This is a genomic window from Candidatus Bathycorpusculum sp., from assembly GCF_009778815.1.
GTDB lineage: Archaea > Thermoproteota > Bathyarchaeia > Bathyarchaeales > Bathycorpusculaceae > Bathycorpusculum > Bathycorpusculum hydrogenotrophicum.
On the sequence record NZ_WRFL01000062.1, the window covers coordinates 1 to 12,932 of the forward strand.

Sequence of the window (12,932 nt, forward strand, 5' to 3'; positions counted from 1 at the left end):
TGGGTGTTTGGGTGTGTGTTTGGGTGGGTGTTTGGGTGGGTGTTTGGGTGGGTGTTTGGGTGGGTGTTTGGGTGGGTGTTTGGGTGGGTGTTTGGTGAATTTTTTGTCATTTTTCAGGTGAACTATTAGTGCAATGTCTCAAGGGTGGTGGTGTGGCAGTTCTTGGGTGTGTTGGCTGTTTTTAGTGTTTTATTCTGTTGTGAGCTTTGTTGTTGGTTTGCATAAGTTGTTGGTGTTCTGCGGTGCTGGTTGGTTTGGTGTAAAATGTGTGTGATGTTTTATCGATGTTGCGTCTGTAATATTGGTGTATATGTTTTGATTGTGTATGGTTTAAAATCCTGTTCAGTTGCACCTGTTGTGTATGTATTACATTTAAATAATCCATCATCAGGATGCAACCAGTATACCTGGTTGAAGAAAAGAGTTACATCGGGAGTTCTTCAAGAGGGTATTTTTTTGTTCGATTGTGCATTTCGCGTTGGTGACGATCATGAGCTTCTATGGTGTCATAGAGTTGTCCGCAGTTCCGGCATCGGTACTTGTCGCTTAACGTTCGCGCCGTTGTATCCTCATAGTCGAGTAGAGCCTTCTCTGGCTCTTTGTTGTCAGAAACATTGGTCTGGCTTGTGGCTATATTCATCTATTTTGCCTTCAAAAAATATCTGCAGATCTAATGTTGGTTTGGATTTTAAAGGGTGTGTGAGCGGCTAACAACAGCAACATGCATAAACACGTCTATAGCAGATGGCTGATGAGTGTTCTGTATACAAAAGCATCGCCCAACATATTTTTTTAGTGCGTTTAAAAAAAATGTTTGCGTACTTGCCGATAACCCCTGGAGCGGAATATGCTTGGTTTCAAGTTAAGGGCAGACGAATCTAAAAATTAACAAGTGTTGTGATTGCTTTTTCGGTTGTTGTGGCTATGAGTTGCTGTTGGTTCTAATGAATTGATTGTTTAGGTTAAAAACAACCCGATAATTGTGTGCTGTTTTAACTGTTTATTGTAAAAAATTCCCATTCGGATGTTTTCGCAGTACTCTTCAACGGTTATCTTTGGGTAATTGCTTTCTAAACGATCTAAATCCGACAAAATGTGTAAGTTGTCATTTGTCTGAGTAAGAAAATTGGGTTTGGACTAGTGATTTGAGCATAAATGTACGTAAACACAGACCGTTTGAAAGTCTAAGTTGTCTTTGAATTTGTGGGTATATAAGGTTCGTCTGTATTCGGTTATCAGCGGTGTTGTTCAGTTTTGATTCTTTTATTGGCACCCCTTGAGCGCATCCTTGCTTTCTTTTTAGCGTCTGTGAGCATCGAGGGTTTCTCAGCTTGTTTGTCAGATGCGGTTTCCTCAATTGGTAGTGTATCTGGGGCATCTGGAAAATCTGATTCTGTTGCCAGCTTGGCACCATTTTTACGCATTGATTCCACCGCATGATCAACGTCTCTTGTTTTTGCGTTTATTCCAAGAGTTGCATCCATCAAAACTATCGTTTCAAAACCAAGCCGGCATCCATCTAGAACCGTATTTAATACGCAGTAATCAGTGGCTAATCCTGAAACAAACAGCCGCTTTACCTTGCGCTTGTAGAGTTCATCTGTGAGATTGGTGTGGTCAAAGGCAGAGTAGGCTTCATGGTTTGGTTGGGTTGCTTTGGAGATGATTAGGCTGTTTGGGGGTAGTTTGAGGTCAGGGCTAAATTTTGCCCCTGGTGTGTCTTGTATGCAGTGAGGCGGCCAGAGACCTCCTTGGGCTTTAAATGATATGTGATCTTCTGGGTGCCAGTCCCGTGATGCGATGATTTGTGCTTGAGCTGTTTTGAAACGTTTAATATAATTGTTTATGACTGGAATTATTTCGTTACTTTCGGGGACTGGTAGAGCGCCACCGGGCAAAAAATCGATTTGAATATCTGTCACTATGAGTGCGTCTGCTTCTGTTAAGTGATATAGTTCACTCAAAATGTCAACCTCATTTTTCTTAGCGTGAAACCAAGGAATAAACATTTGTACCTGCTTAGTCGAGCCGCACTTCGTTGGATTAGTGGCCAAAAACGTGCAAAATGCCGCCCTATTGCTGTTTCATGTAATTTTATGTGAAGTTAGGCGTACCTTTTTATCTTTTTAATGTAAAATGCGACCATTCGATATTTTTTCGCTCAACACATGTGTTTATGTGACTTTGAAACTTTGTGCTATCGCCATAGGAAAGCTGTTGTCTGTCTCTTAGACGATTACTTTATCTTAGCTGTTTTCAAAAAAAGAGTTTGAAGCCGCCAAAAAAACGTAAATAAAACTGATCGGTAGCGGTTTGGGAAAACAGAAAACCTTTTGCATAACTTTAGTGGATAACTTGATAGTTAAAGCGTTGCTATACACTTGTTTTGTTTTTTGTTTTTGAGTATTTGTAGTCCTCAGTCCTCACATAATTTCTATTTGGGTATTTAACTGACTGGTTGTAGTAGGTCTTGTTTTTTGTGTTGTATGGTTATATAAGCTTCGTGATTTTTCGAAAAGCGGTGGGTATCAACGACATTATTTGATCATCAATAGTGTGCAGTGTCTTGCTGATGCTGTTGGTTGGTTTGGTTTCTAGGTGTTTTATGATGTTGTCTTTTCTTATCTTAGGCGGTTATAGTGGGCTATTGTGGTGGGTGTTCACATGTGTGTCTAGATTGGCGTGTATCATTGTCTCAGTGCTGATTAGACTGTTATCTATTAACGTTTAAGTTAGCGTTTGTATTTGTTATAGGTAAGCTTAATGTCGGAGTGTAGGAATTCTATTCAGATATAGGTTGATCTGTAACAATGAAATCGCCTGTTGTTTCGGCTGTTACTGGTACGGTTCGTCGGAAAACTTTTGTTGCCCGAGAGGATTTGTTAGATCGTATGTCTGAGCTTGCAAAGTCACAGGGCTGTAGTCTGTTTGATCTAGTTAACGATCTTTTTGAGTTGGCACTAGTTGCGGATAATTTGAATTTTAGTTTGAAGCGTGTGGTTGAAGAGCGTAAAGTTTTGGAAATGGCAAAATGTGCCGGTTTTGTTTTAGGTCTAGAGCGATTATGGTATGAAATGGCCGATATAGCGTATAAAACAGATAAGGCTGAGGCTCTTAAAAGCTGGCGTGACTCAGGTATTTGGTTTGCTTCTCGGTACGTTACGGGGAGTGGTTCTTTTTCTTTTGCTCAGTTTAGAGATGATTTACTAGTTTTTACTTGGAATGCCCCCGAGTTTGATTTTAGGTTAGTTGATGGTAAATTGTTTGTAAAGGTTACAAGCCCGCGTTTTACTGAGGCCTATACTTTATTTTTTGCTTCTTTTTTGATGGGTGCGTTGGAGCGGTTTGGGTATCAGTTTGGAGTTAAGGAGATTTCTCGGGGTATAATTCGGTTAGATGCAGTGCGGAGCAGTGGTGGGTAATGGTGCAGCAGCGTAAGGATAAAAAATTAGTCTATGTTACCAGTGATCTTCTTGAAGAGATTACCAAAGCTTCCAAGAGTCGTGGAGAGACAATCACCAAATTTGTAGAAGAGGCCCTATCTCAAGCTGTAAAAGTATCCACTGCAGGTTATGATCTTAAGCAGCTGGGTCAGTTCTTTGAAGTTTTGTATGCTCAAAGAATTCTGGGTGGTGTTTTTGTGCCTTTGGATGTTTTGAATTTTTTAACCAATGTTGCCCTAAAGGAGAAAAAGGCTTCTCTTGCAGACGTGTGGTTTGAGAGTGGCAAATGGCATGGTAAATATCTAAAAGAACGTTTTGATGATCCGGTAAAGTCGTTGAAAACTTTTTTGGAAGTTAGTCGTTGGGATTTAAGTGAAATTGAAGTGAAACGTTTCGGCGCAATTACGCGTGTGCGTTGTGTTTCTGCGGTGTTATCTGAGGAGGCAACTCAGATGCTTGCACGTTTCATTGAGGGTATAATGCAAGGCTTTGATTATAAACTCCAGAAATGTGATCTCTTAAAAGGTATGATTGTTCTGGAATTTGTCAACTAAGCCTCTTTTGATAGTTTAGCTTGTTGGATATTTTTAGGTTTTTATGCACATTTCGTTAAAGGTGTAGGGAAATGTGTACTTTTAGAGTTAGCGGTTGTCTTGTGTTTGCAGTAACTATAAGTACTGGTTACACTACCAAGTTACCATAAAATAGGAAGAATAAAAAAATGAATACATACAAATCAAAAAACAAGCTATTCGCAGCCCTAACCATAATGCTATTACTTGCATCTACAGCACTAGTAGCAATTCCACAAGCATCAGCAATACTCTCATTAGACTTAGATACATACACCGGTTCAGTCGGTACTGAAGTTACTGTTACTGGTACGGTTGAGTACCAAGGCGCTACAGTAGTTCTCTACTGGGATAGTATCGGTGGCCAAGAACTAGGTTCGGTAAAATTAACTACAGAAGATAAGGATTATGAGTTAACCTTTATCGTTCCATCTGCTACTGCAGGCACCCACACTGTCTTTGCAGTAGAACAACTAGAATCTGGCGGCAGCTCCTCAGCAGCATCTATGGCCAAAACTTTCACAGTTGTGCCCAGCATTACCTTGAGTAAAACCAAAGGCCTTGTAAGCGACGAGGTAACAATAACTGGCCATGGTTTCTCAGCTTCAGCTACCAACAATGCAAACAGAATTATAGCTGACTTTGGCGGCATAAACATCATAATAGCAACAGATAACGTTCGTACAAATGGAACAGGTTCGTTTGAGGCAAAATTCCTCGTACCTGACTTACCTGATGGTCCATATACTGTCACAGCAAAGGACAGTGTTATACCAACAGCTAACTCAGCTACCGCATCATTTACTATTGGTCCAGTACTTACAATTACACCCGAAAAAGGCCCCACAGGCATATACGTTGCAGTAGAAGGACGCGGATTTACTAACAGCAAAGACGCAACAGTAACTATCAAATTCGGCAATACCGTAGTAGTTAGCGGTCTAAATCTCACAGAAACAAAGAGCAAAGGCGCCTTTAATACTGGCTTTTATGTTCCACAAGAAGCTGCAACAGTACCAACAAGCATAACCGTTGACGCAACAGATTCCGCGGGTATACAAGATGACGCAACATTTGTGTTAACAGGTCTACCAGGCGTTGAGTCTAAGCCAATTGTCGCTACACCCGGTAAACCAGTAACAATTACTGGTGAAAACTTTACTCGAATTGACAATAACATCGTTAACCTCTATCTTATGGCTGAAGGCAGTACAGTACGTCAATCCCTCGCAGGTAGCATTGTAGTCGATCCTATCACAGGCGAATTCAAAATTACCCTCCCCTCTGTTCCAGCAGGCATAGGATATGGTGCATATACTCTCATAGCAGAGGACACTTACAATGGCTTAACTGCAACAACTATCTTTGGTTTTGCACGTCCTGAAGCATTAGCACCCTATGAAGTCAAATCCGGCCAAACTATAACCGTTAAAGGTGTTGACTTTGATCGGTTCGATGGTTCCACTATATTCGCATCAGTTCTACCAGTTAGTGCTAACATTACCGTAAATGGTCGTCTAGTTGCATCATTCAAAGACACTGCAAATCTAATTGCTGGCATTCCAGTTGTCGTACCAACACTTCCAGTCGGTGAATACAAAGTAGTTATCGTAACTAACATTTCTGGTCTAGAGGCAGAGACAACCATAAAAGTAGTAGAAACCACTATGCTTACTGTAACACCTTCAACTACAATAAGAGACTCCTTTGTTAACATTACTGGTACTTGCTTTATAAACAACGACTCAGTTGATCTAACTATTCGCAATGCATCTACCAACGCACTAGTTACTACTATCCCTGGCGTAGTTACCGATGCAAACGGTCGCTTTTCACTCCTGTACCAGATTCCAGCTAACTTCAAGATTGGCGAATACGTCGTTAACGGCACACAATCAAGCAACTTGGTAACCGCTAAAGCAAACTTGAACGTAGTAAACCTAGACCTTACAATCACAACCGGCGCTGCTAAATATGCTCAAGGCGACAAAGGTAGCTTCCAACTAGTAAGCACAGCAACCCCAAGCGGCTACATCGAAATCTATGACTGCAACGGTTTACTCTGGAAAACAGTATATATCCACGAAAGTAACTGGAAACTTAGTGAAGTAACAGGTCTATACAACTATCCAGTTATTGACTCTGGTGTAGGTGCTGGTTTGATTGTCGGCACTACCTTTGAACTTACCGCAGATGCACCAATCGGCAATTGGACATGGAACGCACACATGAAAGACGCAAACGATGTTGTACCCTATGAAGGCAAATTCGAAGTAATCTCTAAAGCAGAAGGCACACAAGGTCCACAAGGTCCACAAGGTCCACAAGGCGAGAAAGGCGATCAAGGTCCAAAAGGTGACACAGGCGCATCAGGTTCTGGCTCTGGTGGCTCTGGCTCTCAAGGTCCAAAAGGTGACGCAGGCGCAAGAGGTCCACAAGGCGAACCAGGTGTAAAAGGTGACACAGGTGTAAAAGGTGACACAGGTCCAAAAGGTGACACAGCAGATACCACCGAAGCCTCAACATGGGCAACAACAGGCGTTGTTATTGCAATCGTTGCTTTGGCCATAGGTGCAGTGGCAGCATTCCTAGCCATTACCCTACGCCGAAGAATCGCAAGCTAAATCAACCCCTTTCTTTTCTTTTTTTTATTTCAATTTTAACCATACATAAATTATTTTAATCGAGTGTCTCTCACCAATTTTACGGCAACAACTCATCCAAGAAGTGTTAATGTTAATTTTATGTTGAACCAGCGACAGTTTGATAATAACCGTATTTTAGATTAACCTCCGTATGGGAAGTTTTTCTGTTTCCAAACACCTTGCTAAACTAGTGAACGTTTGTATTTTCTTTTTTAGACTTAACGGGCAATTTAGATAGCTTAACGCTAAGATAGCTAGTTATCAGTTATTTGGTGAGATTGCATAAGTAGCCTTGTATAAAATTATCGATTGATTAATATTTGTCAATGAACGTCTGGCCATGGCATTTTAATTTTATAACTGCCTATCAGCAACTTGAGACCCTTCAGTGCTAAATATCTAATGTTTATTGTTGAATTAGCGTTTCATATGCCCTTTGATTTTATGGTTGGGGGCTATTTGGGGTTATTTGAACTGCGGTAGCCGCGTTAACTAAGCCATAACCAAAATATATGTCTCGATTTAAGCCATCGTTGGGTTGCAGATCCGTTGCTGTTTGACATAGAATGTTTCTTACTTCTATATTGGTTAATGTGGGGTTTTTAGCCCAAACTAATGCGGCTGTACCGGTAATATAGGCTGTTGCAAAAGATGTTCCTTTGTTAGTGTAAAGTGTATTGTCCAGTCCGATGACCCATACTTTTTCTCCAGGAGCTGAGAGTTCAATTTGTGGCCCTGAGCATGCTTCTTCAAGTTGACGGGTACTTTCTTTTACAGCTGTTACAGCAATCGTTGTATCATACTCTGCTGGACACCCAACACCATAGGCTATTTGACCAGAGTTTCCTGCTGCAGCTACCAGCAAAATTCCTTTATTGTATGCCTCAGCCAAAACTTGTCGAAGTGCATAATTTCCATCGTTAATACACCAACTCATTGATATAATCTGCATATCATTATCTATTGCCCATCGCACACCCGCGACTGCACGGTTTATATTCATATTCCCTTGGTCATCTATGATTTTTACCGCATATATTTTTGCATCGGGAGCTACGCCCTTAAGACCTGTTTTTGAGTTTGTATGCGTAGCGGCAATTATTGAGGCGACCATTGTACCATGACCCCGTCGATCTGTGGTATCTTCGTTGTTGTCAACAAAGTTATAACCACCATAAACTTTTACATCATCAATCGGACCAACGCCGGTGTCTAAAATTGCAATCTTGACCCCTGCGCCCGTGCTTTCAGACCATGCCGCAGGTGCATTAATCATATTAAGCGCCCAATTTGACTCGGTCGCTGGATTACTTTGAGTATTTTCTGACGTATTCCCCGCCGCCGTATTTGTGTTCGAATTTTGTTCTGTTGTGTCATTAGGACTTGGAGATACTGTGGGTAGTTCACGGGGAGTTTCAGGCTCATTAACTGGATTAGCGATGTTACTGTTATCGGGTGTGGGTTCATCTGGTACTGAGTTATTCTGTAGGAGGGGAACAAAAATAATTATTGATGCTATGAGAGCAAAAATGGTTATTGCTAAAACAAGACTTAGATAGCGCCTGTGAGGTCGGTGTTGCTTTGTTTTTGACTCCATACATCTCACAATTAGAGTATGCTATAGATTAGCTATGTAATAACCTTTGACTTGTTTGGGTTGAAGAAAAATTGCTTGAAGAAAAGATGGTTAGTCTTTTTCTTCTTCTTTAATTGCGCATTGAAGTTTCTTTATTATTTCGTCAGCTCTTAGTGTTTCAATTTTTAGGGTGTAGAGCTGACTTGGGGTACGCAACTTGAGTTTAACGCCGTCTTTTAGCCGTTTTACATGGCAGTGTTTTGCTTTGGCGCTCATAGCTACAAATTTGTCAACATCAAAGATTTCAGATGGCATACATGAATCCTCTTAGAGTTCGCAACAAAGATAATGCAGCCTATTTTTATCTGTTTTGGTTCAGCACACTTATATTCAATCAATCCATATGCATCTTAGAAATGTTTCAGCAGGACGCATGGGCAGATGAAACAAATCCACCTATTCTCAATAATTTTAATTCTTGTGTTGTTGATTTCATCAACCGTTTTATTGGTTTTCTACACCCAAAGCAGCAACCAAACAATAGTCAAAGAACCCGTATACTTTGGGATTGCATTTTGCGGCGAAACCGTCGAGCAGGCAAAAATACTCATCGATAAAACCAAAACCTACACCAACCTCTTTATTTTAAATGCCGGCCAAAACCGTCTCTGCACAAATCAAACCGCAGTTATGGAAATCCTCGATTACGCCACCGATGCTGACTTAGATATTATTGTAAACCTGGGCAGCCACAACCGAGAGACCTGGCAACAACGTCTCAAAATTCTAAATGAAGCCAAAGACGCTTATGGAACCAAATTTTTGGGCGTATACTATGATGATGAACCCGGCGGGATGATGATTGATTGGAATTGGGAAGAAGAATTAAAAACAAACAACCATGCATTTGGAACCTTTACCGCTCAGATTCGAGAGAAACTCCAATCAATCAAAGAATCTAACGATTTTCCCGATAACTATAGCCTTGAAGCTCAATGGTTTAGCTGGATTCTCCAAGCAAACCCTGGACATACAAATCTCAAAGCCAGCAACATAACCACCTTCACCTCCGATTATACTCTGTATTGGTTTAACTATCTTGGCGGCTATAGCGTAATGCTAGCCCAGTTAGGCTGGAACAACAGCGTCAACCAACACCTCTCAATGGTACGCGGGGCGGCAAACCTCCAAGACAAGGACTGGGGAACCATTATAACTTGGAAGTATAGAGAACCGCCCTACATTGATAGTGCAGACAACATCTATGATCAACTGGTTGCATCCTACGATGCAGGAGCCAAATACATCACCATATTTAATTGGCCCTACTATGACCCCGATAACCCCTACGGTATTCTAACCCAAGAGCATTTTGAGGCTATGGAGCGCTTCTGGAATCAAGTGGTCACCAAAAGAGCACCCACCTCTGCTCAGGCTCAAGTAGCACTAGTTCTCCCTAAAGATTATGGTGCCGCTCTGCGTGATAATGATGAGAAAATCTGGGGCATATGGCAACCCGATGACAAAACCGCGCTAATTCATGAAAACCTCGATAAACTGCTTGCAGAGTATGGCTTGGGTCTGGATATAGTCTATGATGATCCCGCATACTCTAAAGAATGCTACAATAAACTCTATTACTGGAATCAAACTCTGCCCTAAAAAAGGGCGGATCCTTAGTTTTTCTTTGAGTGAATGCCCAATTTAAGGTTAACCTCCACAGTATATTCCTTATCATTTTTTCCAACGGCAAAGGTCCAATCCTTGACTTCAACCTCTAAATCCTTGAACTGCTCCATGATAGTATCTTTATAGTCCTGACAGGTCTCCCCAAATTTTTGCAATTTTTCTGAAATGTTTGTTTCAGGCACGCATACACCTCCTAAAAGACGCTGGCTATACATTAGCCCTGTGACGGATGACCGCTTTTAAAAATATGTGATTGTGCAAACCCAACAGCAAAACACCATACCTCCAAACTTTCATCTCTAACGTTAAGAGGCAGAATTTTTTGGTAACCTACAAAGTGGGCATCTCAGGTTCTTATGGTGGATTTAATATGGGTGATGAAGCCATATTGCAAAGCATTATAACTCAGCTACGAAGTGCTGTTGATGTTGAGCTCACAGTTTTTAGTCGAAGCATAACCGATACCCAAACAAGACATCAAGTAGAGCACGTTGTGGATGTTCGCGATCTAACAAGAGTTGAAATCACCCCTAAAATCGAGTCGCTTGATCTCTTCATATTGGGTGGCGGCGGTATTTTTTTTGATAAAGAAGCCGATGCTTATTTACGTGAACTCGAGATTGCCCAACAAAACGATGTGCCAACAATGGTTTATGCTGTTGGAGCCGGTCCACTTAATAACGAAAACTCTCGAAAACGCATCAAAGAAGTTCTAAGCAAAGTTGATGGGATAACGGTTCGGGATCGGGAAGCAAAAAAAATCTTTGAAGACATCGGGGTAGACAATCCAATCCTGGTGACTGCAGATCCTGCTTTTCTGCTAACCCCCGAAGCTTTACCTAAAAATGCGCTAAAGCTAGAACAGGTGCATGGACAACGAACCTTGGTGGGAATCTCGGTGCGTGAACCTGGACCTGCCGCACCTGATATTGATCCCAACTTTTATCATGGATTACTTGCTAATGCGGCTGATTTTGTTATTAGCCGTCTGGATGCCGATGTAATTTTTGTTCCCATGGAACGTGCGGTTTTTGATGTACAGCACTCACATGCGGTCATATCCAAGATGCTTCAGCCTCAACATGCCTGGGTCCTAAAGGGAGATTACTCTCCTGGGCAGCTGCTCACAATTATGAAGCACTTTAGCTTCGCAATTGGCATGCGGCTTCATTTTTTAATTTTTTCAGCACTACAAGGAGTACCATTTGTGGCTTTGCCCTATGCATCCAAAGTCAGCGGATTACTTGATAATTTGCAGGTTCCTATGCCGCCGCTTAACCGAGTGGATTCCGGGTTGATTAATGCCTATATCGACAAAGCCTGGGATGATCGCAGTACCACAAAAACCCATATCCAACAGCTCATACCCAACCTAAAGATGCTGGCCGCAGAAAATAATGGATTAGCGCTTGATTTACTCCAAGGTGAGCACAAAAATAAAACCCAACCAACCACCTCCATCCCTGCCTCAGAAGCTGGATTGGTGTGAGTGAGATGCCAATAGCTAAACGCGCCGTATCTACTGTTTTGTTGCCGCCGCGGCATGCCAAGGTGATGGCTGAGACCGATGTGCTAGTAGTGGGTGGAGGACCTGCTGGAATCGGATCGGCTATGGGTGCAGCTCAAACGGGTGCAAAGGTACTGCTTGTGGAACAGTATGGATTTTTAGGAGGTTGTGCAACTGCTGGGCTGGTTCTAACTATGGCCTCCTACTACACCTCTTCCAACCAACCCCTAACCCAACCCAAGGCGCTTACACTTTTTCCCCTCGACCACGGAGAAGGCACCCCCATCATAGGCGGTGTCCTATCTGAGCTGGTAGAACGATTGATTTTGGCCAATGGCGCAGTTGCGCCTTCCCCCTCTACAGGATTTATGGTGCCCTTTGATCCAGAAATCTTTAAACAAGTAACCTTGAGAATGCTTGAGGAAGCAGGTGTGGAACTATTGTTCTATGCATTTGCCAGCGACGCACTCTGTGACAACACAACTATACAAGGCGTGATTTTTGAAACTAAATCCGGTCCTGTTGTTGCTAAAGCAAAAGTTATAATTGACTGCACAGGCGATGGCGATGTGGCCGCTTATGCAGGTGCACCCTATGAGATGGGCCGAAACCCAGACCAAAGAGTCCAACCGATGTCATTGATGTTTCTTTTGAATGGATTTAACTTTGAGCCGTTTAAACGCTATGTGATGGAACACCCTGATCAATGGCGCGGAGTACGAGGATTGGAGGCATTGATGCAAAAAGCCAAAAACCAAGGCGAACTAGAAATTCCGCGGGAAAACATTTTGCTCTTTGGCGGAGCACATAACTCTGAGGTTCTGGTGAACAGCACACGTATTCTCAACACCTCTGGCACCGATGTTTGGGATCTAACACACGCAACCCTTGAAGGCCACCGACAAATCACAGAATTAACACGATTTCTGCGTCGCTATGTACCCGGCTTTGAACAAACCTATGTACAACAAAGCGGTGCCATAGTGGGTACACGAGAAACACGACGAATTATAGGCGAATATCAACTAACCACAAAAGATGTTTTACAAGCCCAAAAATTTAGTGATGGCATTGCCCTTGGCAGCTACCCTATAGATATACACAACCCCCACGGCAAAGGCACCATAGTGAAAAAAATTAAAGCTGGCCAAGCCTACGAAATTCCCCTGAGATGCTTGATTCCTAAAAAACCCGAAAATCTCCTAGTCGCAGGACGATGCATATCAGGAACCCATGGCGCAAACGCATCTTATCGCACCATACCCGTATGCATAGCAACCGGACACGCCGCCGGAGTATGCGCCGCCATAGCCACAAAAAACAACCAAACACCCCGAACCGTCAAAGCCACAGAAGTACAAAAAGAACTCCTAAAACAAAAGGCCTACCTAGACAACAAAACTTAACGCGAAAAGGCCTACCTAGACAACAAAACTTAACGCGAAAAGGCCTACCTAGACAACAAAACTTAACGCGAAAAGGCCTACCTAGACAACAAAA

General features: G+C 42.3%; 11 protein-coding genes. 6 read left to right on the forward strand and 5 right to left on the reverse strand.

The window, feature by feature from the left end:
• Window positions 1-424: 424 nt before the first annotated feature.
• Both FWF39_RS10090 and FWF39_RS10095 read right to left on the reverse strand, forming a co-directional pair.
• Complete coding sequence (locus FWF39_RS10090; RefSeq protein WP_343383317.1) at window positions 425-640, reverse strand: hypothetical protein; 216 nt, start codon at window positions 638-640, stop codon at window positions 425-427.
• Between the two features lie 595 nt (window positions 641-1,235).
• Complete coding sequence (locus tag FWF39_RS10095; protein WP_343383318.1) at window positions 1,236-1,964, reverse strand: nicotinamidase; 729 nt, start codon at window positions 1,962-1,964, stop codon at window positions 1,236-1,238.
• Between the two features lie 846 nt (window positions 1,965-2,810).
• Here FWF39_RS10095 and FWF39_RS10100 point away from each other — a divergent pair.
• From FWF39_RS10100 to FWF39_RS10110, 3 genes are all read left to right on the forward strand, one after another.
• Window positions 2,811-3,422, forward strand: coding sequence for a hypothetical protein (locus FWF39_RS10100; RefSeq protein ID WP_343383319.1), 612 nt, complete (start codon window positions 2,811-2,813; stop codon window positions 3,420-3,422).
• Window positions 3,423-3,424: 2 nt separating this feature from the next.
• Window positions 3,425-3,997 carry a hypothetical protein gene (locus FWF39_RS10105; RefSeq protein WP_343383320.1) on the forward strand — a complete coding sequence of 191 codons (573 nt, stop codon included), beginning with the start codon at window positions 3,425-3,427 and terminating at the stop codon, window positions 3,995-3,997.
• A 167-nt stretch (window positions 3,998-4,164) separates the two neighbouring features.
• Window positions 4,165-6,639 carry a collagen-like protein gene (locus FWF39_RS10110; protein ID WP_343383321.1) on the forward strand — a complete coding sequence of 825 codons (2,475 nt, stop codon included), beginning with the start codon at window positions 4,165-4,167 and terminating at the stop codon, window positions 6,637-6,639.
• A 463-nt stretch (window positions 6,640-7,102) separates the two neighbouring features.
• Here FWF39_RS10110 and FWF39_RS10115 read toward each other — a convergent pair whose 3' ends face one another.
• Together FWF39_RS10115 and FWF39_RS10120 are read right to left on the reverse strand one after the other, a co-directional pair.
• The gene (locus FWF39_RS10115) at window positions 7,103-8,257 is read right to left on the reverse strand and encodes a S8 family serine peptidase (protein WP_343383322.1); all 1,155 of its coding nucleotides are present in this window, start codon (window positions 8,255-8,257) and stop codon (window positions 7,103-7,105) included.
• Window positions 8,258-8,347: 90 nt separating this feature from the next.
• Complete coding sequence (locus FWF39_RS10120) at window positions 8,348-8,551, reverse strand: hypothetical protein (RefSeq protein ID WP_343383323.1); 204 nt, start codon at window positions 8,549-8,551, stop codon at window positions 8,348-8,350.
• A 126-nt stretch (window positions 8,552-8,677) separates the two neighbouring features.
• Here FWF39_RS10120 and FWF39_RS10125 point away from each other — a divergent pair, with 126 nt between their 5' ends.
• Window positions 8,678-9,898 carry a hypothetical protein gene (locus tag FWF39_RS10125; protein WP_343383324.1) on the forward strand — a complete coding sequence of 407 codons (1,221 nt, stop codon included), beginning with the start codon at window positions 8,678-8,680 and terminating at the stop codon, window positions 9,896-9,898.
• Between the two features lie 14 nt (window positions 9,899-9,912).
• On the opposite strand, the gene FWF39_RS10130 is transcribed toward FWF39_RS10125, so the two are convergent.
• Window positions 9,913-10,107: a hypothetical protein gene (locus FWF39_RS10130; RefSeq protein ID WP_343383325.1), complete on the reverse strand. Its 195-nt coding sequence runs from the start codon at window positions 10,105-10,107 to the stop codon at window positions 9,913-9,915.
• A gap of 140 nt (window positions 10,108-10,247) precedes the next feature.
• On the opposite strand from FWF39_RS10130, the gene FWF39_RS10135 reads away from it, so the two are divergent.
• Entirely contained in the window at window positions 10,248-11,414 is a 1,167-nt protein-coding gene (locus tag FWF39_RS10135) for a polysaccharide pyruvyl transferase family protein (RefSeq protein WP_343383326.1), read from the forward strand.
• A gap of 5 nt (window positions 11,415-11,419) precedes the next feature.
• The gene (locus FWF39_RS10140; protein ID WP_343383327.1) at window positions 11,420-12,838 is read left to right on the forward strand and encodes an FAD-dependent oxidoreductase; all 1,419 of its coding nucleotides are present in this window, start codon (window positions 11,420-11,422) and stop codon (window positions 12,836-12,838) included.
• The last annotated feature ends 94 nt before the right edge of the window (window positions 12,839-12,932 follow it).